The organism is Streptomyces sediminimaris, assembly GCF_047049295.1.
In the GTDB taxonomy this organism is placed as follows: Bacteria; Actinomycetota; Actinomycetes; order Streptomycetales; family Streptomycetaceae; genus Streptomyces; species Streptomyces sediminimaris.
Window position 1 is genome coordinate 5,130,360 of sequence record NZ_JBJWOT010000001.1, and the last position, 23,807, is coordinate 5,154,166.

General features: G+C 72.3%; 20 protein-coding genes. 14 read left to right on the forward strand and 6 right to left on the reverse strand.

The genetic code is table 11. The features are described from left to right. Nucleotides 1-19 precede the first annotated feature (19 nt). Nucleotides 20-2,323: a beta-xylosidase/alpha-l-arabinosidase gene (locus ACJ9NR_RS24050; RefSeq protein WP_412492986.1), complete on the reverse strand. Its 2,304-nt coding sequence runs from the start codon at nucleotides 2,321-2,323 to the stop codon at nucleotides 20-22. Between the two features lie 130 nt (nucleotides 2,324-2,453). Here ACJ9NR_RS24050 and ACJ9NR_RS24055 point away from each other — a divergent pair, with 130 nt between their 5' ends. The 4 genes from ACJ9NR_RS24055 to ACJ9NR_RS24070 all read left to right on the forward strand — a co-directional run bounded on the left by ACJ9NR_RS24055 (nucleotide 2,454) and on the right by ACJ9NR_RS24070 (nucleotide 6,671). Beyond that, a complete protein-coding gene (locus ACJ9NR_RS24055; protein WP_412492987.1) occupies nucleotides 2,454-3,518 on the forward strand; it encodes a LacI family DNA-binding transcriptional regulator in 1,065 nt (354 codons plus the stop codon). A gap of 256 nt (nucleotides 3,519-3,774) precedes the next feature. Further along, the gene (locus ACJ9NR_RS24060; protein WP_412492988.1) at nucleotides 3,775-4,845 is read left to right on the forward strand and encodes an LCP family protein; all 1,071 of its coding nucleotides are present in this window, start codon (nucleotides 3,775-3,777) and stop codon (nucleotides 4,843-4,845) included. Between the two features lie 150 nt (nucleotides 4,846-4,995). Beyond that, nucleotides 4,996-5,352, forward strand: coding sequence for a YciI family protein (locus tag ACJ9NR_RS24065; protein WP_412492989.1), 357 nt, complete (start codon nucleotides 4,996-4,998; stop codon nucleotides 5,350-5,352). A gap of 47 nt (nucleotides 5,353-5,399) precedes the next feature. Further along, entirely contained in the window at nucleotides 5,400-6,671 is a 1,272-nt protein-coding gene (locus ACJ9NR_RS24070) for an RNA polymerase sigma factor (protein ID WP_412492990.1), read from the forward strand. Between the two features lie 11 nt (nucleotides 6,672-6,682). Here ACJ9NR_RS24070 and ACJ9NR_RS24075 read toward each other — a convergent pair whose 3' ends face one another. After that, nucleotides 6,683-7,858, reverse strand: coding sequence for a THUMP-like domain-containing protein (locus tag ACJ9NR_RS24075; RefSeq protein ID WP_412492991.1), 1,176 nt, complete (start codon nucleotides 7,856-7,858; stop codon nucleotides 6,683-6,685). A 90-nt stretch (nucleotides 7,859-7,948) separates the two neighbouring features. Between ACJ9NR_RS24075 and ACJ9NR_RS24080 the strand changes: the two genes are divergently transcribed. The 4 genes from ACJ9NR_RS24080 to groL all read left to right on the forward strand — a co-directional run bounded on the left by ACJ9NR_RS24080 (nucleotide 7,949) and on the right by groL (nucleotide 12,012). After that, nucleotides 7,949-8,878, forward strand: coding sequence for a polysaccharide deacetylase family protein (locus ACJ9NR_RS24080; RefSeq protein ID WP_412492992.1), 930 nt, complete (start codon nucleotides 7,949-7,951; stop codon nucleotides 8,876-8,878). 107 nt (nucleotides 8,879-8,985) lie between these two features. Continuing rightward, complete coding sequence (locus tag ACJ9NR_RS24085) at nucleotides 8,986-9,693, forward strand: polysaccharide deacetylase family protein (protein ID WP_434056978.1); 708 nt, start codon at nucleotides 8,986-8,988, stop codon at nucleotides 9,691-9,693. A 265-nt stretch (nucleotides 9,694-9,958) separates the two neighbouring features. Further along, the gene (gene groES / locus ACJ9NR_RS24090; RefSeq protein WP_016434667.1) at nucleotides 9,959-10,267 is read left to right on the forward strand and encodes a co-chaperone GroES; all 309 of its coding nucleotides are present in this window, start codon (nucleotides 9,959-9,961) and stop codon (nucleotides 10,265-10,267) included. A gap of 119 nt (nucleotides 10,268-10,386) precedes the next feature. Beyond that, a complete protein-coding gene (gene groL / locus ACJ9NR_RS24095) occupies nucleotides 10,387-12,012 on the forward strand; it encodes a chaperonin GroEL (RefSeq protein ID WP_412492994.1) in 1,626 nt (541 codons plus the stop codon). 233 nt (nucleotides 12,013-12,245) lie between these two features. Here groL and ACJ9NR_RS24100 read toward each other — a convergent pair whose 3' ends face one another. Next, nucleotides 12,246-13,019: an SDR family NAD(P)-dependent oxidoreductase gene (locus tag ACJ9NR_RS24100; protein WP_412492995.1), complete on the reverse strand. Its 774-nt coding sequence runs from the start codon at nucleotides 13,017-13,019 to the stop codon at nucleotides 12,246-12,248. 76 nt (nucleotides 13,020-13,095) lie between these two features. Next, nucleotides 13,096-13,764 carry an MOSC domain-containing protein gene (locus tag ACJ9NR_RS24105; protein WP_412492996.1) on the reverse strand — a complete coding sequence of 223 codons (669 nt, stop codon included), beginning with the start codon at nucleotides 13,762-13,764 and terminating at the stop codon, nucleotides 13,096-13,098. Nucleotides 13,765-13,846: 82 nt separating this feature from the next. Here ACJ9NR_RS24105 and ACJ9NR_RS24110 point away from each other — a divergent pair, with 82 nt between their 5' ends. Further along, nucleotides 13,847-14,752, forward strand: coding sequence for a LysR family transcriptional regulator (locus ACJ9NR_RS24110; protein WP_412492997.1), 906 nt, complete (start codon nucleotides 13,847-13,849; stop codon nucleotides 14,750-14,752). Between the two features lie 45 nt (nucleotides 14,753-14,797). Here the strand turns inward: ACJ9NR_RS24110 and ACJ9NR_RS24115 are convergent, their stop codons facing one another. Then, nucleotides 14,798-15,121: a WhiB family transcriptional regulator gene (locus tag ACJ9NR_RS24115; protein ID WP_412492998.1), complete on the reverse strand. Its 324-nt coding sequence runs from the start codon at nucleotides 15,119-15,121 to the stop codon at nucleotides 14,798-14,800. A 382-nt stretch (nucleotides 15,122-15,503) separates the two neighbouring features. Between ACJ9NR_RS24115 and ACJ9NR_RS24120 the strand changes: the two genes are divergently transcribed. The 4 genes from ACJ9NR_RS24120 (at nucleotide 15,504) to ACJ9NR_RS24135 (ending at nucleotide 19,867) form a co-directional block, all read left to right on the forward strand. Further along, nucleotides 15,504-16,115 carry a response regulator transcription factor gene (locus tag ACJ9NR_RS24120; protein WP_003948568.1) on the forward strand — a complete coding sequence of 204 codons (612 nt, stop codon included), beginning with the start codon at nucleotides 15,504-15,506 and terminating at the stop codon, nucleotides 16,113-16,115. Nucleotides 16,116-16,380: 265 nt separating this feature from the next. After that, on the forward strand, nucleotides 16,381-16,968 hold the full coding sequence (locus ACJ9NR_RS24125; RefSeq protein WP_404198228.1) for a sigma-70 family RNA polymerase sigma factor: 588 nt from the start codon (nucleotides 16,381-16,383) through the stop codon (nucleotides 16,966-16,968). A 154-nt stretch (nucleotides 16,969-17,122) separates the two neighbouring features. Beyond that, on the forward strand, nucleotides 17,123-18,625 hold the full coding sequence (gene guaB / locus ACJ9NR_RS24130) for an IMP dehydrogenase (RefSeq protein ID WP_412492999.1): 1,503 nt from the start codon (nucleotides 17,123-17,125) through the stop codon (nucleotides 18,623-18,625). 117 nt (nucleotides 18,626-18,742) lie between these two features. Further along, nucleotides 18,743-19,867, forward strand: coding sequence for a GuaB3 family IMP dehydrogenase-related protein (locus ACJ9NR_RS24135; RefSeq protein ID WP_412493000.1), 1,125 nt, complete (start codon nucleotides 18,743-18,745; stop codon nucleotides 19,865-19,867). A gap of 693 nt (nucleotides 19,868-20,560) precedes the next feature. On the opposite strand, the gene ACJ9NR_RS24140 is transcribed toward ACJ9NR_RS24135, so the two are convergent. Beyond that, nucleotides 20,561-21,769, reverse strand: a complete 1,209-nt coding sequence (locus ACJ9NR_RS24140) for a nucleotide sugar dehydrogenase (RefSeq protein ID WP_412493001.1) — start codon at nucleotides 21,767-21,769, stop codon at nucleotides 20,561-20,563. A gap of 273 nt (nucleotides 21,770-22,042) precedes the next feature. Here ACJ9NR_RS24140 and ACJ9NR_RS24145 point away from each other — a divergent pair, with 273 nt between their 5' ends. Beyond that, nucleotides 22,043-23,749, forward strand: coding sequence for a glycerol-3-phosphate dehydrogenase/oxidase (locus tag ACJ9NR_RS24145; RefSeq protein ID WP_412493002.1), 1,707 nt, complete (start codon nucleotides 22,043-22,045; stop codon nucleotides 23,747-23,749). Nucleotides 23,750-23,807 lie beyond the last annotated feature (58 nt).

Consider the following 23,807-nt stretch of genomic DNA (forward strand, 5'->3'; position numbering starts at 1 on the left):
CGTCGCTGCGGCGCGAGGGTCACCCCACCCCCGACACCTCCGTCTCGCAGCGCAGCCGCCGGCCGGAGCCGAGGACCCTCACCGGTCCGGTGAGGCGCAGCCGCGCCGTGTGCCGTACGTCGGCGCTGGACGCGGCCAACCGTAGTTCCAGGGCGCCGGGTTCGACCACCCGTGCGCCGGAACGGTCGGTGAAGGCGGACAGGTCGGCGTGGAAGCGGAAGGTGACCTCGGCCGCCTCGCCGGCGTCCAGCTCCAGTCGCCGGTAGCCGATCAGGCGGACGTCCGGACGGGCCACCGAGGCGACCGGGTCGTGCAGATACAGCTGCACCACCTCGGCGCCCGCGCGCTCGCCCGTGTTGCGGACGGTGACGGCGACGTCGTAGGAGCCGTCCGTGCCGATCTCGGCGTGCGCCGGCTCCGACTCCCAGGCGAAGGTCGTGTACGAGCGGCCGTGGCCGAAGGCGTACAGCGGGGTCGGGTCGAGGTTGCTGACCTCGCCCGCGAGGCCCAGCGGGGGCTGCAGATAGGTCCACGGCTGGCCCCCCGGGTCCCGCGGGACGCTGACCGGGAGGCGGCCGGAGGGGTTCACCCGGCCCGACAGCACGCCGGCCACCGCGGGGCCGCCCTCCTCCCCGGGGAAGAAGGCCTGCACCACCGCGGCCAGCCGGCCGTCCCAGCGGCCCAGCGCGTACGGGCGTCCGGTCAGCAGGACCAGCACCACGGGCACGCCGGTGGCGACCAGGGCGTCCAGCAGTTCGGCCTGCACGCCGGGCAGCCGCAGGTCCTGCACGTCGCAGCCCTCGCCGGAGGTGCCGCGTCCGAACAGGCCCGCCCGGTCGCCCAGGACGGCCACGCACACGTCCGCCTCGGCGGTCCGCGCCACCGCCTCCTCGAAGCCCGAGGCGTCCGGGTCCGAGGTGTCGCAGCCCTCGGCGAACGTCACCTTGGCGTCCGGGAGTTCGGCCCGCAGCGCCTCCAGCACGGTCGGGATCTCCACGCCCGTCTCCACGCCGGGGTGGTGCGGCAGCACATGGGACGGGAAGGAGTAGCAGCCGAGCATCGCCAGCGCGTCGGCCGCCCGCGGGCCGACCACCGCGATACGGGTGTCGGGCGAGAGCGGCAGGGCCCCGTCCGGGTTGTCCAGGAGCACCACCGACTCCTCGGCGAGCCGGCGGGCCAGGGCCCGGTTCGCCGAGGAGTCGAGGTCGATGGCGGCGGCGGGCTCGGGGTCCCAGTCCTCGTCCAGCAGGCCCAGTTCGCACTTCTGGAGCAGCACCCGGCGGGCCGCGCGGTCGACCAGTGCCTCCGGCACCGCTCCCGCGCGTACCGCCTCCAGCAGGGGTGTGCCGTAGCACTTGAGGGTCGGCAGTTCGACATCGATGCCGGCCGCCAGCGCCGCGTGCGCCGCCTCGGCAGGGGAGCCCGCCACCCGGTGCAGGGTCTGCAGGAAGCCGATGCCGAAGTAGTCGGCGACGACCGTGCCGGTGAACCCCCACCGCTCCCGCAGGAGTTCGGTCAGCAGACCGGGGTCCGCCGAGGCCGGGACGCCGTCCGTGTCGTTGTAGGCGGCCATGACCGAGCGGGGGCCGGCCTCGCGCAGCGCCATCTCGAAGGGCGGGAGCGTCACGTCCGCGAGCTCGCGGACCCCCGCGCGGACGGGAGCGAGGTTGCGGGCGCCCGCGGAGGAGGCGTACCCGGCGAAGTGCTTGAGCGTGGCGACGATCCCGGCGGACTCCAGGCCCCTGACGTAGGCCGTGCCGATCGTGCCGACCAGGTACGGGTCCTCGCCGATGGTCTCCTCCACCCGGCCCCAGCGCGGATCGCGCACCACGTCCAGCACCGGGGCGAGGCCCTGGTGGACGCCCGCGGAGCGCAGGTCGGCCCCGATATGGCGGGCCATGTCCTCCACGAGGTCCGGGTCGAAGGAGGCGCCCCAGGCGAGCGGCACCGGATAGGCGGTGGCGCCCCAGGTCGTGAAGCCGGCCAGGCACTCCTCGTGGGCGACGGCCGGGATGCCGAAACGGCCCGCGGCGACGATCCGGCGCTGGGCGCGGGCCAGCGCCCGGGCGCCCAGCGCCGGCTCGACGGGGGCGGTGCCGAAGGAGCGGGTGAGCTGCCCCAGGCCGTGCGCGACGAGCTCGTCCCATGCGTAGTCGGCCGTCATCTCGGACTGCAGGGGGGCGACGCCGTCGCCGTCCGTGGCGGCGCCCACCCAGACGCCGTAGAGCTGGGCGGTCTTCTCCTCCAGGGTCATCCGGGAGAGGAGGTCGTCGACGCGGGAGGCGGCGGGCAGGGCGGGGTCACGCCAGGGCGCGATGGTCATTGAACTCCTGCTCTTGTCGAGTCGGGGTGAGCCCTCTCACGAATGTTTCGATATTAACCTCGAATGTTCCGGAAACCTAGGGCGGTCCGAGGGGTTCGTCAAGAGGTCGCGCGGGGATACGATCGCCGCCATGACACCTCCGGACCCCGTAGAAACGCGGACGACAGCCCCGGCGACAGGCCGCTCCACGCAGACCGCGACACTCGCCGAGATCGCCCGCGAGGCCGGCGTGTCCGCGCCGACTGTTTCGAAGGTCCTCAACGGCCGTGCGGACGTCGCCCCCGCCACCCGCAGCCGCGTCGAGGAGCTGCTGCGCACCCACGGCTACCGGCGCCGGCGCGCCGAGGCGAGCCGCTCGCCCCTGATCGACGTGGTCTTCCACGAGCTGGAGAGCGCGTGGGCGATGGAGGTCATCCGGGGCGTGGAGAACGTCGCCCGGGACACCGGGCTGAGCGTGGTGCTCAGCGAGAGCGCCGGCCGGCTGACCCCGGGACGGACCTGGGCCGACCAGGTCGCCGCCCGCCGCCCGCACGGCGTGATCCTGGTGCTGAGCGGGCTGGACGAGTCCCAGCGCGCGCTGCTGACCAGCCGCTCCATCCCGTTCGTGGTGCTGGACCCGGCCGGTGACCCCGGCGTCGACGTGCCCTCGATCGGCGCGACCAACTGGCAGGGCGGACTGGCCGCCACCCGGCACCTGGTCGACCTCGGCCACACCCGCATCGGCGCCATCACGGGGCCCTCGCGGATGATGTGCAGCCGGGCCCGCGTCGACGGCTACCGGGCCGCTCTGGAGACCGCGGGCCTGCCGGTCGACCCGGCGCTGGTCGTGACCGGCGACTTCCACCACGAGGCCGGCTACCGGCAGGGCCTCGAGCTGCTGCGCCGCCCGGACCGGCCGACCGCGGTGTTCGCCCTCAACGACCTGCAGGCGCTCGGCCTGTACGAGGCCGCGCGCGAGCTGGGGCTGCGCATCCCGGAGGACCTGAGCGTGGTCGGCTTCGACGATCTGCCGGTCGCCCGCTGGGTGGGGCCGCCGCTGACGACCGTGCGGCAGCCGCTGATGGAGATGGCCGAGGCGGCCGCCAAGCTGGTGCTCGACCTGGGGCGGCAGGACCAGACACCGGTGGCGACGCGGGTGGAACTGGCGACGAGCCTGGTGGTGCGCAGCAGCACGGGAGCGCCTCCGGCGCTCTGACCGGGCCGTATCGAGGGCCGTCGCGGGCCGTCGCGGGCCGCCCCGCGTCGCGCCGAAGCCAATCGGTTGGCCGACCGAAACTTTCGGACAGGCGCCGGTGGCGGTGCCGTGACCCCGGCATCCGGTGCCGGCCGCGACGCCCGCATCCGGTGCCGGCCATGACGCCGGCCTGAGAAAGGTGAGATTCTCCGAAGAAATCCACCGCACGTCACCGTCCCTAACAATCCCCTAATAATTCGGACTTACGTTCCTGTCCGTGACGGGACACGACGAGAACGGCGACGCGGGCGGACCGGCGGGTGGACCGGCGGGCAGACCGAGGGGCCGGCGGTCGAGGGTGCTGAAGGCCGCCGGCCTCACCCTGGCGGGCCTGCTGGTGCTGGGCGCGGGCGCGGCGGGCTGGGCGTACTGGCACCTCAACGACAACATCAAGAGCGTCGACATCGACAACGCGCTCGGCGACGACCGCCCGGCGAAACCGCCGGCGACCCCGTCCGCCGGTGCCGCCGCCCCGCTCCCGACCGGCTCGCTGAACATCCTGGTGCTGGGTTCGGACTCGCGCAGCGGCAAGGAGAACAAGGCGCTCGGCGGGGGCGACAGCTCCGGCGCCCGCTCCGACACGGCGATGGTGGTGCACATCGACGCGGGCCGCAGGAAGGCCACCGTCGTCAGCATCCCGCGCGACACGCTGGTCACGCGCCCGTCCTGTCCGCTGAAGTCGGGCGGGTCGACGGCGGTGGCGTACAGCGCGATGTTCAACAGCGCGTACTCGGTGGGCGGGGCGGTGTGCGCGGTCAAGACCGTCGAGTCGATCACGGGCGTCCGCATGGACCACTACGTCGAGATCGACTTCTCCGGCTTCGCCCGGCTGGTGGACGCGCTGGGCGGCGTCACCGTGACGCTCGACCAGGACATCGACGACAACGACAGCCACCTGCACATCACGGCGGGCACCCACCGGCTCGACGGCGAGCAGGCCCTGGCCCTCGCCCGCACCCGGCACGGCATAGGCGACGGCAGCGACCTGGGCCGCATAGGGCTGCAGCAGAAGCTGGTCAAGGCCCTGCTGGAACAGATCTCCTCGACCAGCCTGTTCACCGACCCGGCCAGGCTCTACACGGTCGCCGAGGCGGTGACCAGCAGCCTGACCACCGACACCGGCCTGGACTCGCTGAGCGAACTCGTGGAACTCGGCCGCAGCCTGAAGGGCCTGTCCGCCGACGACGTGCAGACGGTGATGATGCCGGTGGTGCCGGCCCCCTCGGACCACAACCGCGTGGTGGCGAAGGAACCGGCGGCCGGCGCGCTGTGGGAGTCGCTGCGCTGAGATCCCGCACAGACGGCTCTGAACTGCGAGAACGCACTCCGCGGAAAATTCCTCGAAGAAATCCGCTGAGTCTGTCGAACCGGCCCGGTCCCGATCGACGCACGGGTGAGAGGCCGGCGAGGACCGGCCGTACCGACCGAGGAGGCCGTCATGCCGCGTTATCTGTCGCTCGTCCGGATCGACGAGTCCACCGTGCCCGCCGAGGGCCCGAGCCCCGAGCTCATGCAGCGCATGGGCGAGCTGATCGAGGAGGTCACCAAGGCGGGGGTCATGCTCGACACCGCCGGGCTGACGCCGCCCGCGCAGGGCACCCGGGTGCACTGGGAGGGCGGCCGGATCTCCGTCACCGACGGACCCTTCACCGAGTCCAAGGAGGTCGTCGGCGGCTACGCGATCATGCAGTGCAAGGACATGGCCGAGGCGCTGGAGTGGACGAAGAAGTTCCTGAAGGTGCACGAGGAGTTCTGGACCGTGACCTGCGAGGTCCGGGAGATCGCGGAGGGCTGAGCGCCTTCTCTTGGCCGTGGGCCGGGGGCGGTGTCGAATGGAGGGCTGTGAGCACACAGCCCTCCGCCGGCGCCGACCCGCGTCACGCCATCGAGACCGTCTTCCGCCTCGAGTCGCCGCGCGTCATCGCCGGCGTCACGCGCGTCGTCCGCGACGTCGGCATCGCCGAGGAGCTCGCCCAGGACGCCCTGGTCGCCGCCCTGGAGCAGTGGCCGCGGGACGGCGTGCCGGACAACCCGGGCGCCTGGCTCATGGCCACGGCCCGGCACCGGGCCGTCGACCTGGTCCGGCGCCGGGAGAACTACGCCCGCAAGCTGGCCGAGATCGGCCGCAGCCTGGAGACGGCGGCCCCGCCGGAGGAGCCCGCCGACCCCGAGGACATCGACGACGACCTGCTCCGCCTGGTCTTCACCGCCTGCCACCCGGTGCTGTCCGCCGAGGCCCGCATCGCCCTGACCCTGCGCCTGCTCGGCGGTCTGACGACGCCCGAGATCGCCCGCGCCTTCCTGGTCCCCGAGCCGACCGTCGCCCAGCGCATCGTCCGCGCCAAGAAGACCCTCGCCGGCAGGAACGTCGCCTTCGAGGTGCCGTGCGGGCCCGAGCGCGAGGCCCGGCTCGGCTCCGTGCTCGACGTCATCTACCTGATCTTCAACGAGGGGTACGCCGCCACGGCCGGCGACGACTGGCTGCGCCCCGCCCTGTGCGAGGACGCGCTGCGGCTGGCCCGCGTGCTGGCCGGGCTGATGCCCAAGGAGCCCGAGGTGCACGCCCTGGTCTCCCTGCTGGAGTTCCAGGCCTCCCGCACCGCCGCCCGCACCGGGGCGGACGGCGAGCCCGTGCTCCTCAAGGACCAGAACCGGCGCCGCTGGAACCGCATGCTCATCGCCCGCGGCATCACCGCCCTCCACCTCGCCGACGCCACCGCCACGGGCGCCCCCGGCCCCTACGCCCTCCAGGCGGCCATCGCCGCCTGCCACGCGCACGCCCACACCTACGAGGAGACCGACTGGGCGAGCATCGCCACCCTCTACGGCCTGCTCGCCGCCCGAGCCCCCTCCCCGGTCGTCGAACTCAACCGCGCCGTCGCCGTGTCGATGGCGCGGGGACCGGCCGAGGGCCTCGCGATCGCGGACGCCGTCGCCGCCGAACCCGCCCTGCGCGACTACCACCTGCTGCCCAGCGTGCGCGGCGACCTGCTGGCCCGCCTCGGACGCACGGCCGAGGCCCGCGAGGAGTTCCGGCGAGCCGCGGAACTCGCCCGCAACGAACGCGAACGGGAACTGCTGCGCGGCAGACTCCGCTCCCTCGACGTGCCCTGACTGTCGGGGCCCTAACCGCCTTGGACGGGGGCGCCGATCAGCATCGTCGGCGCTCCCGCGACCCGGGTCAGGAACACGGTGACCGCCTTCGGCCCCCGTGCCTTCGGCAGGACCCTGCGGCGCAGTTCCTCGGGCTCGACGGCCGACCCGCGCTTCTTCACGGTCAGCACGCCGACCCCGCGTTCCCGCAGCAGCGCCTTCAGCTTCTTGACGTTGAAGGGGAGCCGGTCGGTGATCTCGTAGGCGGTGGCGTACGGGGTCCGGCGCCGTTCGTCGGAGGTGACGTAGGCGATGGTGGGGTCGATCAGCCCGCCGTTCAGCTCCTCGGCCACCTCGGCGACCAGATGGGCGCGGATCACGGCGCCGTCGGGCTCGTACAGGTACCGCCCGACGGGGCGGACCGCGGGGTCCGGCAGCCCCCTGCCGAGCAGCGTGCGCGGCCCGGGCAGCAGGGTGGCGCGCACGGCACCCGGCCGGGTCCCGAACCACAGCACCGCCTCCTTCACGTCACCGCCGTCCGAGATCCACTCGGCCCCGGCGTCCTGCGGAACGGCCTCGTGGGGGATGCCGGGTGCCACCTTCAGCGCCGCGTGCGGTGCCCCGCGGGCGGCCTCCACGGCCCACGACAGGGGCGGGGAGTAGGCCTCCGGGTCGAAGACGCGCCCCCGTCCGCCCCGCCGCGCCGGGTCCACGAACACGGCGTCGTACCCGTCCGTACCGACCCGTGTGACATCGTCCTCGCGCACCTCGATCAGCTCGCCCAGCCCCAGCGCCCCCGCGTTCGCCCGGGCCGCGGCCGCCGCCGCCGGGTCCCGGTCCACGGCGAGCACGCGGATGCCCGCCCGGGCGAAGGCGACGGCGTCCCCGCCGATCCCGCAGCACAGGTCGGCGACGGACGTCACCCCCAGCTCCCGCAGCCGCTGCGCGCGGTGGGCGGCGACGCTCGCCCGTGTCGACTGCTCCACGCCGTTGGGCGTGAAGAACATCCGCTCCGCGTCCGCGGCGCCGAACTTGGCCGCCGCCCGCTGCCGCAGCCGCGCCTGGCCGATCGCCGCCGCCACCAGCTGCGCGGGGTGCGCGCGGCGCAGCCGGGTGGCGACGGCGAGTTCGTCGGCGGGCGCCGTACCGCGCACCTCCTCGAGGAGGGCGCGGCCTTCGGGGGTGAGGAGGGGGGCGAGGTCGTTCACCGGGTCATTGTGGGCCAGTCGGTGGACGGTGTGCCTCCGGAAGCGGTGTCGGGCCCGTTTCACCGCCCGCGCCTGCGAGGATCCGGCGCCATGCGAGAAGTAGGACAAAATGAAAAGAATCGGGCTCACCGGAGTGTCCGGGTCCGTGGCGCCCTCGCCGCCCTGGCCGTCGCGGCCGTCGCCTCGGGCTGCGGCTCGCCCGGCGGCCGCGAGGCACGTCCGGCCGGCGGCCCGCAGGCGCTTCAGGCGCCCCCCGCCCGCGCCCTCGGCTCCTACGCCGCGAAGCTGCGCGCGGCGCACGCCGCCCGCGTCGCCGCGGCGAAACGCTGGGGTCTGGCCAGGGTCCCGCTCGCGGCCCCGCCGCCGCCCGCGAAGAAGCCGAGGATCACCGCCCGCAAGGGCTTCGAGGTGCGCGGGCAGGAGGAACTGGGCCTGCCGCCGGTCTTCACCACCGTCCCCACCAAGCAGAAGGTCGTCTTCCTGACCATCGACGACGGCGCCGAGAAGGACCCGGCGTTCCTGCGGATGATGAGCGAGCTGAAGATCCCGTACAACGCCTTCCTCAGCAACTTCCTGATCAAGGACGACTACGGCTACTTCAAGAAGCTGCAGGACCGGGGCGCCGTCCTGAACAACCACACCCTGCACCACCCCTACCTGCCCGCCCTCTCCTACCGGCAGCAGAGGCGCGAGATCTGCGGCATGCAGGACGTGCTGGAGAAGCACTACGGCAAGCGCCCCGTCCTCTTCCGCCCACCCTTCGGCAACTACAACCAGGACACCCTGCGCGCCGCCAAGTCCTGCGGCATCAAGTACGCGCCCATCTGGGACGAGGAGGTCTACGTCGACCACTGGGAGTACCGCGAGGACGACCAGGACCTGCACCCCGGCGACATCGTCCTCACCCACTTCCGCGGCCGCGACGAGTGGCACGGCACGATGGTCGACGACATGCGCCGCTTCCTGGACAAGGTGACGGCCAAGGGCTACGCGGTCGCCCGTCTGCAGGACTACCTGTGAGGCCGGGGGCGGCCCTGGGGGCCGGCGCGCTGGCACTCGCGCTGCTCACCGGCTGCGCCCAGTCCGTCGACCCCCTGGAGCGGCTGAGCGAGAAGGCGGCCCAGCGGGTGCGGCCGCACCCGCCGGCCGGCCCGGCCGAGCGGGCCTACCGCCGCTGGGGCCTGCCCGCCCCGCTCGCGCCGGCGCCGAAGCCCTCCCGCCCCTCACCGGCCCCCGCGGCGGGCCGGGAGCCGCCCCCGGTGGTGCGCCGCGTGCGGACCCGCGACAAGGTCGTCTTCCTGACCTACGACGACGGCGCGGAGCGGGACCCGCGCTTCGTCGACATGGTCCGCGAACTGCGCCTGCCCGTCAGCGTGTTCCTCACCGACAGCGTCGTCGGACCGGGCTACGGCCACTTCGCCCGGCTGCGGGCGGTCGGCGCGGGCATCGAGAACCACACCCTCGACCACCCCGCCCTGCGCGGACTGCCCTACGCCGGCCAGCGCGCCGAGATCTGCGGCCAGCAGGACAAGCTCCGCTCCCGCTTCGGCGTCCGCCCCCGCCTCTTCCGCCCGCCCTACGGCACCTACGACGCCACCACCCGGCGGGCGGCCGCCGACTGCGGCGTCTCGGCCCTCGTGCTCTGGCGCGTCGCCATGACCGGCGCCGGCGGCCTGACGTACGCCGGCGGCGCCCACCACCTCGGCCCCGGCGACATCGTCGCGGTGGATCCGGACGAGGGCACGGGCCTGAGCCTGCGCGGGCGCACCCTGCGCCTGCTGCGCCGGCTGCAGAAGCGGGGCCTGACCGTGGGGCGCCTGGAGGACTACGTCTGAAGTCCGGGGCGCCGGGTACGCGCTCCCGGCCCGCCCGGCGCCCGCGGACGGGGCACGTCGGGCCGGTGATTCCCGCCGACGCGCCGCCGGAACTGGCACTCCGCTTGACCGAGTGCTAATCGCGGTCATAGTCTCGGGTCTGGCACTCCCCCCGGGAGAGTGCCAACCACGCGACGGGCAGGTCCGGCACCCGCGACGACGGATCGACCTGGTCGCCACCTCAGACAGTTAACCCCGTGAGATCTCCGAAGGGGGAGGTCGGATCGTGACGACCGCCAGCTCCAAGGTTGCCATCAAGCCGCTCGAGGACCGCATCGTGGTCCAGCCGCTGGACGCCGAGCAGACCACGGCCTCTGGCCTGGTCATTCCGGACACCGCCAAGGAGAAGCCCCAGGAGGGCGTCGTCCTGGCCGTGGGCCCGGGCCGTTTCGAGAACGGCGAGCGCCTGCCGCTCGACGTCAAGACCGGTGACATCGTGCTGTACAGCAAGTACGGCGGCACCGAGGTGAAGTACAACGGCGAGGAGTACCTCGTCCTCTCGGCTCGCGACGTGCTCGCGATCGTCGAGAAGTAATTCGTCTCGCACACATTGCTTCGAGCTGCGCCCCTGGCCCCCGCGACCATTAACAAGCCGGGCGCCCGGGGCGCAGCTGCTTTTTTCCACCCCTGAAATCCGAGAGGGCTCCCGCTGTCATGGCGAAGATCCTGAAGTTCGACGAGGACGCCCGTCGCGCCCTCGAGCGCGGCGTCAACAAGCTGGCCGACACGGTCAAGGTGACGATCGGCCCCAAGGGCCGCAACGTCGTCATCGACAAGAAGTTCGGCGCCCCCACCATCACCAACGACGGCGTCACCATCGCCCGTGAGGTCGAGGTCGAGGACCCGTACGAGAACCTCGGCGCGCAGCTGGTGAAGGAGGTGGCGACCAAGACCAACGACATCGCGGGTGACGGCACCACCACCGCCACCGTGCTCGCCCAGGCGCTGGTGCGCGAGGGCCTGAAGAACGTCGCCGCGGGCGCCTCCCCGGCGCTGCTGAAGAAGGGCATCGACGCGGCCGTGGCCGCCGTCTCCGAGGAGCTCCTCGCCGGCGCCCGTCCGATCGACGAGAAGTCCGACATCGCCGCCGTGGCCGCGCTGTCCGCCCAGGACGAGCAGGTCGGCGAGCTCATCGCCGAGGCGATGGACAAGGTCGGCAAGGACGGCGTCATCACCGTCGAGGAGTCCAACACCTTCGGTCTGGAGCTGGACTTCACCGAGGGCATGGCCTTCGACAAGGGCTACCTGTCGCCGTACTTCGTGACGGACCAGGAGCGCATGGAAGCTGTCCTGGAGGACGCCTACGTCCTCATCAACCAGGGCAAGATCTCCTCCATCGCCGACCTGCTGCCGCTGCTGGAGAAGGTCATCCAGGCCGGTTCCTCCAAGCCGCTGCTGATCATCGCCGAGGACGTCGAGGGCGAGGCCCTGTCGACGCTGGTCGTCAACAAGATCCGCGGCACCTTCAACGCCGTCGCGGTGAAGGCCCCCGGCTTCGGCGACCGCCGCAAGGCGATGCTGCAGGACATGGCCACCCTCACCGGTGCCACGGTCATCTCCGAGGAGGTCGGCCTCAAGCTCGACCAGGTCGGCCTGGAGGTGCTGGGCTCCGCCCGCCGCATCACGGTCACCAAGGACGACACGACCATCGTGGACGGCGCCGGTGACTCCGCCGACGTCCAGGGCCGCGTCGCCCAGATCAAGGCCGAGATCGAGAACACCGACTCCGACTGGGACCGCGAGAAGCTCCAGGAGCGCCTCGCGAAGCTGGCCGGCGGCGTGTGCGTGATCAAGGTCGGCGCCGCCACCGAGGTGGAGCTGAAGGAGAAGAAGCACCGCCTGGAGGACGCCATCTCCGCGACCCGCGCCGCGGTCGAGGAGGGCATCGTCTCCGGTGGTGGCTCGGCTCTCGTCCACGCCGTGAAGGTGCTCGGGGACAGCCTCGGCAAGACCGGCGACGAGGCCACGGGTGTCGCGGTCGTCCGCCGCGCCGCGGTCGAGCCGCTGCGCTGGATCGCCGAGAACGCCGGCCTGGAGGGCTACGTCATCACCTCCAAGGTCGCCGAGCTCGAGAAGGGCCAGGGCTTCAACGCCGCCACCGGTGAGTACGGCGACCTGGTCAAGGCCGGCGTCATCGACCCGGTCAAGGTCACCCGCTCCGCCCTGGAGAACGCCGCCTCCATCGCCTCCCTCCTGCTGACGACCGAGACCCTGGTCGTCGAGAAGAAGGAAGAGGAAGAGCCGGCCGCCGCCGCAGGCGGCCACGGGCACGCCCACTGAGGCACGCGCTCGCAGAAGGCCCCCGCTCCCGTCGGAGGAGCGGGGGCCTTCTCCATGGGCGGGGAACCCCGGCTCGATGAAGCCGGACATCCATGCGGGCCGGGCGGGGAGCGGCCCGGACGGGCACGCCCGGCCGAAGCGGGAAGAGGCGGGACGTCAGGACCGACCGGACGTCCTCAGCCCGCCGCGCGGCCCGACGGCTGACGGGCGGTCGCCGCACTCGGTGACCGGCCCTACTGCGGCCCGTACTTCCGCCCCGTCCGCGAGGTGATCCCGCCCAGCAGCCCCCGCGGCGTCACCTTCACGAGCCCCATCAGCGCCTTGTAGCGGGGATCGGGGATCGACAGCGACTTGCCCCGGGCGAGGTCCTGCAGCGCCGACGCGACCAGTTTGTCCGCGTCCAGCCACATCCAGCCGGGGATGTTGTCCGTGCCCATGCCCGCCCGCTGGTGGAACTCCGTCCGCACGAACCCCGGGCACAGCGCCATCAACCGCACGCCGCTGCCCGCCAGGTCCTTCGCGGCTCCCTGGGTGAACTGCACGACCCACGCCTTGGAGGCGCCGTAGGTGCCGCGCGGTACGAAGGCGGCCACCGACGCCACGTTGACGACTCCGCCCCGGCCGCGCTCGCGCATCGCCCCGGTCGCCGCCGCCGTGAGCCGCAGCACCGCCTCGCAGTGCACCTTGAGCATGGTCAGCTCGTCGGCCATCGAGACCTCGAGGAAGCGGCCCTTGTTGCCGAAACCGGCGTTGTTGACCAGCAGGTCGACGGGGTTTCTGCGGTCGGACACGCGCGTGGCCGCGGCCTCGATGCCGTCGTCCGTGGCGAGGTCGGCCGTGAGGACCTCCGCCTCGATGCCGTGCCGGTCGTGCAGTTCGGTCGCCTGCTCCCGCAGCCGCTTGGTGTCGCGCGCCACGAGGACGAGGTTGTGCCCGTCGGCCGCCAGCCGACGCGCGAACGCGGCGCCGATGCCCGCGGTCGATCCCGTAATCAGAGCCGTTGTCATGGGCCAAGGGTAGTGACCGGGGCCGGCGCTCCCCGCCGTGCGCGGCGGCGTGCGGCACCGCTTCGGTGACGCCGTGTCAGCCGCCGTTCAGCGCCACGTACTCGCGGGCGAGCGCCAGCGCCTCCGAGTGCAGCGCGGGCCCGGCCGCGAGCAGGCGCGGCAGCAGTTCACGCTCCGTGGTGACCGCGCGGAACTGCATCGCGGCCGTCACCCCGTGCTCCGGCCGGTGCACGATCTCGACCGGATCCCCGGCCCGGACCTCACCCGCTTCGACGACTCTCAGATAGGCGCCCGTGACGCCCTTCCGGGTGAACCTGCGCACCCAGCCCCGCTCGCCCATATGGCCCTGGAACGTACGGCACGGTATCCGCCCCGAGGTCACCTCCAGGACGACCCGCGAGCCGATCCGCCAGCGCTCGCCGATCAGCGCCCGGGACACGTCCAGACCGTCGGTCGTGAGATTCTCGCCGAAGCAGCCGTCGGGCAGGGTCCGGCCCAGTTCGCGCTCCCAGTCGTCGAGGTCCTCGCGCGCGTAGGCGTACACCGCCTGTTCGTCGCCGCCGTGGTGGCGGGTGTCGCAGACCGCGTCCCCGCCCAGCCCGCTCCCCCCGACCCCCTTCGGGCCCGGCGCCGCCACCCGCACCGGCCCGTCCACCGGCTGCTTGCCGATACCGGTCAGACCCTGCGGCTGGCTCGTGTACGGCACGGGACGGGCGCGGCCGACGTTCACCGACAGAAGCTTCATGCCCGGCACGTTAGGCGACAGGACACCAAAGCGTCGACGCGTCATCGGCTGCCGTATCCAAGGACCTCTTATCCTTGGCCCCGTGATCGAAGCCCGTCATCTGCGTGTCCTGCGCGCCGTCGCCGCCACCGGCTCCTTCTCCGCCGCCGGGCGCGAACTCGGCTGCACCCAGCCCGCCGTGAGCCAGCAGATGAAGGCCCTGGAGTCGTCCGTGGGCACCCCGCTGCTCGTGCGCAGCGGGCGCGAGATGCGGCTGACGCAGGCGGGCGAGGCGCTCGTCCGGCACGCGGGCGGCATCCTCGCCGGGCTCACCGCCGCCGAGGAGGAGGTCGCGGCGATCGCCGGGCTGCGCGCGGGACGCGTCCGGCTCGTCTCCTTCCCCAGCGGCAGCTCCACGCTCGTGCCCACCGCCCTGGCCGCCCTGCGCGCCGCGCACCCCGGCACCCGCGTCTCGCTCGAGGAGGCCGAACCCCCCGCCTCCGTCGAACTGCTGCGCGAGGGTGACTGCGACGTGTCACTGGCCTTCCGCTACGAGGGCGCGGCGGGTGCGGAGGAGTGGGACGACCTCGTCGTACGGCCGCTGCTGAGCGACCGCCTGGTCGGACTCGTGCCGGAGCGGCACCGGCTCGCGGGGGCCGGCTCGGTGGCCATCGGCGACCTCGCGGACGAGCCGTGGATCGCCGGATGCCCGCGCTGCCGCGGGCAGTTGGTCGAGGTGTGCGAGGGAGCCGGCTTCACCCCGCGCATCGACTTCGCCACCGACGACTACCCCGCGGTGGTCGGCCTGGTCGGCGCGGGCCTGGGCGTCGCCGTCCTGCCGCAGCTCGCCGTCGAGTCCGTACGGCCGCGGCACGCGCGCGTGCTGGAACTGCGGCCGGCGGTCCGGCGGGAGATCGTGGCGCTGACCCTGCCCGACCTCGCCCAGGTCCCGGCGGTGGCGGCGACCCTGGAGCACCTCGGCCGTGCGGCCGCCCGCCGGCAAAAATGATGGGCACGCGGTGCGTGCCCATCACGGAGAGAGAGAAACGTTCCTTCAAGTGTTCGACGCGCTGTCCCCGCCGGCCGTCACGACCAGCCGGTTGCGCGCGCGTCCCATGAGTTCTTCGCGCTCGTCCTCGGTCAGGCCGCCCCACACGCCGTACGGCTCTCGCACCGCCAGCGCGTGCGCCGCGCACTGCGCGCGCACGGGGCACCTCATGCAGACCTCCTTGGCCGAGTTCTCGCGAGCGCTCCGGGCCGCACCGCGCTCGCCCTCCGGGTGAAAGAAGAGCGAGCTGTCCACTCCACGACAGGCGGCCAGAAGCTGCCAGTCCCAAAGGTCCGCGTTCGGTCCGGGAAGGCGGGAGAAATCTGCCATTACGTGACCCCTTGTAGCCGTTCTGAGCGGATACGGTGCCAACGACCGTACATCTACGATCTAAGGAGATGAAAATATGACTCATTGCGAATCTAGCCTCAGACACCACTAGCTGGGAAGAAAAGGGGTCTAAATGGGGCATGGGTTGTGATGAAACATTGAGGGTCCGCGCCGCATGACTCCACCGTGTCCGCGCCCTCACGTAGAGTGCCGAAGATGGCACACGGCCCCGTAACTCTTTCGGGTGACCGTCGTTGAGAGGGCGGAGGCGGTTGAAGCAACAAGTGCTCGGGCAGGCGTCCGAGACGGTCGACCGCACAGGTGACGATTTCGTACCAGCCTGGAGGCTCAAGGTGACGCGCATCAGCTGCGGAGGGCGGCCATGACATCCGTCCTCGTCTGCGACGACTCCCCGCTTGCCCGAGAGGCGCTCCGCCGCGCGGTCGCGACCGTGCCCGGCGTCGAGCGCGTGACGACCGCGGCCAACGGCGAGGAAGTCCTCCGCCGCTGGGGCGCGGACCGCTCGGACCTGATTCTGATGGATGTGCGCATGCCCGGCCTGGGCGGCGTCGAGACCGTACGGCGGCTGCTGTCCGCCGACCCCGGTGCGCGCATCATCATGCTGACCGTCGCCGAGGACCTGGACGGCGTGGCCCTCGCGGTCGCCGCGGGTGCCCGCGGCTATCTGCACAAGGACGCCTCGCGCGCGGAGTTGCGCGCGACCGTCACGCAGGCGCTCGCCGACCCGACCTGGCGGCTGGCCCCGCGGCGGCTGCGCTCGGCCGAGATGGGCGCCGCGCCTACGCTCACCGCGCGTGAGATCCAGGTGCTCGAGGGCATGAGCCACGGCCGGTCCAACGCGGAGATCGGCCGTGAGCTGTTCCTCTCCGAGGACACCGTCAAGACGCACGCCCGGCGGCTGTTCAAGAAGCTCGGCGCCTCGGACCGGGCACACGCGGTGGCGCTCGGTTTCCGCTGGGGCCTGGTCCGTTAGGGCCTTGTGTGTGTCACAGCGGGGGTTCGGCGGATCCCCGCCTACCGCACGGTGGGCGGGGGTGGCAAAACGACCCGCCGGGTGCCCGCTGCTCGTTTCGGCGCGGATGCCGCATCCTTGAGGTGTGGAGTCTCTCGGGGACGAGTCGGTCGAGCGGAGGAGGAGGGCGCAAGGGATGAGTTCCGGCGCACCTGCTCATAACGCTTCGGTGCACAACATCGGTCGCGGCGCCACGGACCGCGCGGCCGCGAGGCACCATGGACCGATGCGCGACGACGAGGCGGCGGATGCCGCAGGGGCGATCGGTGCGCTCGTCCATCGCGCCGTCGACGGGGACGAACAGGCGACACACGACCTGCTCGCCCACGTCCACCCCCTCGCGCTGCGCTACTGCCGCACCCGTCTGTCCCGTCTGCCGGGCGACGCCCGGCACTTCGTGGAGGACCTCGCCCAGGAGGTCTGCGTCGCCGTCCTGCTCGCGCTGCCGCGCTACAAGGACACCGGCCGCCCCTTCGAGGCGTTCGTCTTCGCCATCGCCGCCCACAAGGTCGCGGACCTGCAGCGGGCGGCGATGCGGCACCCGGGGTCGACGGCGGTGCCGTCGGACGAGATGCCGGAGCGGCCCGACGACTCACTGGGCCCCGAGGAGCGCGCGCTGCTCAGCAGCGACGCCGAATGGGCCAAGAAGCTCCTGGCCAACCTCCCCGAGAACCAGCGCGAACTGCTCCTGCTGCGCATCGCGGTGGGCCTCACGGCCGAGGAGACGGGCCAGATGTTGGGAATGTCACCCGGGGCGGTCCGGGTCGCGCAGCACCGTGCGCTGAGCCGGCTCAGGGCGCTCGCGGAGCAGTGACGCCCCAGTGCTGAGGGCCTTCTTTGAACAGGCGGCCCGGCGATTCCGTACGAACATACGAAGCCCGAGGTCATGCGGGACCGTGGAATGTGAGAGGCGCGCTTCCCGTTAGCATGGACATCCGCACCGATCAAGGCCATGTGGGGAAGGTGTCATGACTGCGAACGTCGACGGAGTGCCCGGTAAATTCGCGACACTAGGGCTGACCTACGACGACGTGCTGCTGCTGCCGGGCGCATCCGAGGTGCTGCCCAACGCGGTCGACACCTCGTCCCGCATCTCGCGCAACGTCCGGGTCAACATCCCGCTGCTCTCGGCGGCGATGGACAAGGTGACCGAGTCCCGCATGGCGATCGCGATGGCCCGGCTGGGCGGCGTGGGCGTGCTGCACCGCAATCTGTCGGTCGAGGACCAGGTCAACCAGGTCGACCTGGTCAAGCGGTCCGAGTCCGGCATGGTCACCGATCCCATCACGGTGCACCCCGAGGCGACGCTCGCGGAGGCGGACGCCCTGTGCGGCAAGTTCCGCATCAGCGGCGTGCCCGTGACCGATCCGGCCGGCAAGCTGCTCGGCATCGTCACCAACCGCGACATGGCCTTCGAGACCGACCGCAGCCGCCAGGTGCGCGACGTGATGACGCCGATGCCGCTGGTCACCGGCAAGGTCGGCATCTCCGGCGTCGACGCCATGCAGCTGCTGCGCAAGCACAAGATCGAGAAGCTGCCGCTGGTCGACGACGCGGGCGTCCTCAAGGGCCTGATCACCGTCAAGGACTTCGTCAAGGCCGAGAAGTACCCGAACGCCGCCAAGGACGCCGAGGGCCGCCTGCTCGTCGGTGCCGCGGTGGGCGCCAGCCCCGAGGCCCTGGAGCGCGCCCAGGCGCTGGCCGGGGCCGGGGTGGACTTCCTGGTCGTCGACACCTCGCACGGCCACAACAGCAACGCCCTCAGCTGGATGGCGAAGATCAAGTCGAGCGTGTCCGTCGACGTGATCGGCGGCAACGTCGCCACCCGTGACGGCGCGCAGGCACTGATCGACGCCGGTGTGGACGGCATCAAGGTGGGCGTGGGCCCCGGTTCGATCTGCACCACGCGCGTGGTCGCCGGGATCGGCGTCCCGCAGGTCACCGCCATCTACGAGGCCTCTCTCGCCGCCCGTCCCGCGGGCATCCCGCTGATCGGCGACGGCGGCCTGCAGTACTCCGGCGACATCGGCAAGGCGCTCGCCGCCGGTGCCGACACGGTCATGCTGGGCAGCCTGCTCGCGGGCTGCGAGGAGTCGCCCGGCGAGCTGCTCTTCATCAACGGCAAGCAGTTCAAGTCCTACCGCGGCATGGGATCGCTCGGCGCGATGCAGTCCCGCGGCCAGGCGAAGTCGTTCTCCAAGGACCGCTACTTCCAGGCCGAGGTCGCCTCCGACGACAAGCTCGTGCCCGAGGGCGTCGAGGGCCAGGTGCCCTACCGCGGCCCGCTCGCCAACGTCCTGCACCAGCTCGTCGGCGGCCTGCGCCAGACCATGGGCTATGTGGGCGCGGCCACCATCGAGGAGATGGAGTCCAAGGGCCGCTTCGTGCGGATCACCTCGGCGGGCCTGAAGGAGAGCCACCCGCACGACATCCAGATGACGGTCGAGGCGCCGAACTACAGCAGCAAGTGAGGCGTACGCGCGCGTAGCGGACGCGTGAGGGCGGTCCCGGAACATCCGGGGCCGCCCTCGTCGTGCCCGTCGGCGATACTGGAGGACGCTGCAACGCATCAGGGAAAGGCCACAGACGTGACTGAGATCGAGATCGGGCGCGGCAAGCGCGGCCGCCGGGCGTACGCCTTCGACGACATCGCCGTCGTCCCCAGCCGCCGTACGCGGGACCCGAAGGAGGTCTCGATCGCCTGGCAGATCGACGCCTACCGCTTCGAGCTGCCGTTCCTCGCCGCCCCCATGGACTCGGTCGTCTCACCGGCCACCGCGATCCGCATCGGTGAGCTCGGCGGCCTCGGCGTGCTCAACCTCGAGGGCCTGTGGACGCGGTACGAGGACCCCCAGCCGCTGCTCGACGAGATCGCCGAGCTGCCCGCACAGGCCGCGACGCGCCGCCTGCAGGAGATCTACACGGCTCCCATCAAGGAGGAGCTGATCGGCCGGCGCATCAAGGAGGTGCGCGACTCCGGGGTGGTCACGGCGGCCGCGCTCTCCCCGCAGCGCACGGCGCAGTTCTCCAAGGCGGTCGTGGACGCGGGCGTGGACATCTTCGTCATCCGCGGCACGACGGTCTCGGCGGAGCACGTCTCCGGCTCGCACGAGCCGCTGAACCTCAAGCAGTTCATCTACGAGCTCGACGTCCCGGTGATCGTCGGCGGCTGCGCCACGTACACGGCGGCCCTGCACCTGATGCGCACGGGCGCGGCGGGCGTGCTCGTCGGCTTCGGCGGCGGCGCGGCGCACACCACGCGCAACGTGCTGGGCATCCAGGTCCCAATGGCGACGGCGGTCGCGGACGTGGCCGCGGCCCGCCGCGACTACATGGACGAGTCCGGCGGCCGGTACGTGCACGTGATCGCCGACGGCGGTGTCGGCTGGTCCGGCGACCTCCCGAAGGCGATCGCCTGCGGCGCCGACTCGGTGATGATGGGCTCCCCGCTGGCCCGCGCCACGGACGCGCCCGGCCGCGGCCACCACTGGGGCATGGAGGCCGTCAACGAGGAGCTGCCGCGCGGCAAGAAGGTCGACCTCGGCACCGTCGGCACGATCGAGGAGGTCCTGACGGGCCCCTCGCACACCCCCGACGGCTCCATGAACTTCTTCGGCGCCCTGCGCCGCGCGATGGCCACGACCGGCTACAGCGAGCTCAAGGAGTTCCAGCGCGTCGAGGTCACGGTGGCGGACTCGCAGCACAAGCGGTAACGCGTACGGCGACAGCGCGTACGGCGTGAAGGGGGCCGGTCACCTGCTGGGGTTGCTGGGGTGACCGGCCCTCTTTCGCGTGCCCGGGGCCTGCGCGCTTCCGCATGCCCGGGGCCTGCGCGGGGCGCATGGGGTGGTGCGGGGGCGCCCGGTTGCGTTCACGGCGAATATCGGCTGGTCAGCCGGTCCGCGGGCGATAACGTCCGTGTCGGCGCCCAGGTTGCTGGAGCGCCCACTTCCAGGGACTTGCTCCGGACCCCGCTCCTCGGGGCCCGGCCCGATGTCCGACGGATCGCCGACCGGGTCAATGGGCGGTGTCGTGGAAGGGGGCGCCCATTGGACGTCACCGCAAGCCCACTCGCTGGGATCGGATCCGTCTGCGGACGGTGAAGTGCCGGAGGAGGTGGATCTTGCGGATCTTCGGATGGTGAGCGGCCGCCCCCAGGCAACTTAGGGGCGGACACTCCGTGCACCATTCAGGAGCCTGCCGCAGTACCCCCTGCGGTGGGCTCCACCTTCTTGGTGGGCTGGTGAGCGGCCGCCCCCAGACAACCTAGGGGCGGACACTCCGTGCACCATCCAGGAGCCTGCCGCAGTGACCGCTGCGGTGGGCTCCGCCTGTCTCCGTAAGGTACCCGCGCCCCGTCCCGCATGCCACCGACCCCCGGGGCTCGCCCTCCCACGCGCCCCCCTTCACAACCGATGCGCCACCCCGGTCGGCGCGGCGCCCCTCGTGTCCAGCAGGAGCTGGGCCTTCACCGACAGTCCCTGCAGGTCGTACGTGCGGTGCTGCTGGAGCAGGATCGTCAGGTCGGCGTCGGCCGCGGCCTCGTAGAGCGAGTCGGCGCGGGGGACCGGGCGGTCGAGGATGTTCCAGGACGGGACGTGCGGGTCGTGGTAGCTGACGGAGGCGCCGAGTTCCATGAGGCGGACGGCGATCTCCCGGGCGGGGGTGGCCTGTTGGTCGGCGAGGTCGGGCTTGTAGGTGACGCCGAGGAGCAGCACGCGCGCGCCGCGCGCCGACTTGCCGTGCTCGTTGAGGAGGGTGGCCGCGCGCCGGACGACGTAACGGGGCATCTGGCTGTTGACCTGCTGGGCCAGTTCGACCATGCGCAGGGGGCGGCCGGTGTGCCCGGTCAGGTCCTGGGGGACGCCGTGGCCGCCGACGCCGGGGCCGGGGCGGAAGGCCTCGAAGCCGAACGGCTTGGTCTCCGCGCAGCGGATGACGTCCCACAGGTCGACGCCCAGGCCGTGGCAGAGGACGGCCATCTCGTTGACGAGCGCGATGTTGACGTGCCGGAAGTTGGTCTCCAGCAGCTGCACGGTCTCCGCCTCGCGCAGCCCGCGCGCGCGTACCACCTTGTCGGTGAGACGGCCGTAGAAGGCGGCGGCCGACTCGGTGCACGCCGGCGTGAGACCGCCGATCACCTTGGGGATGTTGGCCGGGGTGAAGTCGCGGCTGCCGGGGTCCACCCGGCTGGGGGAGTAGGCGAGGTGGAAGTCGCGGCCCGCGCGCAGCCCGGAACCCTGTTCCAGCACCGGGCGCAGGACCTCCTCGGTCGTCCCTGGCGGCACGGGCGACTCCAGGATCACCGTGGTGTGCGGCCGCATGTGCGCGGCCAGCGTCCGCGCGGCGGCCCCGACCTGGCCGAGGTCGAGGCCGCCGTCGGCGCCGCGCGGGGTCGGCGCGCAGATGACCGCCGTGCGGACCCGGCCCAGCTCGCCGGGGGTGGTGGCGTGCCTGAAGCCCCCCGAGACCATGCGGCGCAGCTCGGCGGGGCTGAGCGAGCCGGGTTCGGGACCGGTCCGGTAGCCGAGCGTGGGGATGCCGGCGGCGACGGCCGCCTGGGCCAGGGGCAGGCCGAACGGGCCGAGTCCGATGACGGCGAGATCTGCGGGCATGGCGTGGACCGTCCTTCCCAGTAGCCGAAGCGGGACAGGTGCGCAAGCCCTGTGGACAGGACAGGTGAGGCGCAATGTCACACTAGGAGTAAATATGACCGTTGTGCGGTATTGGGCGCCCGTGTTTTCCGCAGGCCCCGGGAATGTTGTCCACAGGCTGGGGGTGAGTGGTGGCTGAACTCGGGCAAGCCGGTCAGAATTCTGGGCATGGGGGAGAGAACACGGGCTTCGCCCGACGGGTGCGGCCGGCGCTACCGATAGCGGGAGGCAGCAGTGAGGACAGCGACACTGGGGCCGGCGCAGCGCGCCGAGTCACTGGCGGGAATGGCCGAGCGCGAGCTGGACGTGCTGGTGGTGGGCGGCGGCGTGGTGGGCGCGGGCACCGCCCTCGACGCGGTGACACGTGGCCTGTCCACCGGCCTGGTCGAGGCACGTGACTGGGCGTCGGGCACCTCCAGCAGGTCCAGCAAGCTGGTCCACGGCGGGCTGCGCTATCTGGAGATGCTCGACTTCGCGCTCGTCCGGGAGGCGCTGAAGGAGCGCGGCCTGCTGCTGGAGCGCCTCGCCCCGCATCTGGTGAAGCCGGTGCCGTTCCTCTACCCGCTGCAGCACCAGGGCTGGGAGCGGCTGTACGCGGGCTCGGGCGTTGCGCTCTACGACGCCATGTCGATGGCCCGCGGACACGGCCGCGGCCTGCCCCTGCACCGTCATCTGACCCGACGCCGCGCCCTGCGCGTGGCCCCGGCCCTGAAGAAGGACGCACTGGTCGGGGCCCTGCAGTACTACGACGCCCAGATGGACGACGCGCGCTACGTGGCCACCCTGGTGCGCACGGCGGTGTCCTACGGCGCGAAGGCGGCCAACCGCGCGCGGGTGACGGGCTTTCTGCGCGAGGGCGAGCGGGTCGTCGGCGCGCGCGTGCAGGACGTCGAGGGGGGCGGGGAGTACGAGATCCACGCCAAGCAGGTCGTCAACGCCACGGGCGTGTGGACCGACGACACCCAGGCCATGGTGGGCGAGCGCGGGCAGTTCCACGTCCGGGCGTCCAAGGGCATCCACCTGGTGGTGCCGAAGGACCGGATCAGCTCCTCGTCCGGGCTGATCCTGCGCACGGAGAAGTCCGTCCTGTTCGTGATCCCGTGGGGCCGGCACTGGATCGTCGGCACCACGGACACCGACTGGGACCTCGACAAGGCGCACCCCGCCGCGTCCAGCGCGGACATCGACTACCTGCTGGAGCACGTGAACTCGGTCCTCGCGGTGCCGCTGACGCGGGACGACGTGCAGGGGGTGTACGCGGGGCTGCGCCCGCTGCTGGCCGGCGAGTCGGACGCCACCAGCAAGCTGTCGCGCGAGCACACCGTGGCGCACCCGGCGCCCGGCTTGGTCGTGGTGGCGGGCGGCAAGTACACGACGTACCGGGTGATGGCCAAGGACGCGGTGGACGAGGCGGTGCACGGCCTCGACATGAGGGTCGCCGAGTGCGTGACGGAGGACGTGCCGCTGCTGGGCGCCGAGGGCTACCGCGCGCTGTGGAACGCGCGAGCGAGGATCGCGGCGCGGACGGGTCTGCACGTGGTGCGCGTGGAGCATCTGCTGAACCGCTACGGCACGATGGCGGAGGAGGTCCTCGACCTCATCGCCACCGACTCCTCCCTGGGCGAGCCCCTCCAGGCCGCCGACGACTATCTGCGCGCCGAAGTCGTCTACGCCGCCTCGCACGAGGGCGCCCGGCACCTGGACGACGTGCTCACCCGGCGCACCCGCATCTCCATCGAGACCTTCGACCGGGGAACGCGCAGCGCGCGGGAGGCGGCCGAACTCATGGCACCGGTCCTCGGCTGGGACAAGGACCAGATCGAGCGCGAGGTCCAGCACTACGAGAAGCGGGTGGAGGCCGAGCGGGAATCGCAGCGGCAGCCCGACGACCTCACGGCGGACGCGGCGCGGCTGGGGGCGCCGGACATCGTGCCGCTGTAAGTCCCCCGCGTGTGAGTCCCCGCGCAGGTCAGGGGCCTGACCTGCGGTCACGTGCGGT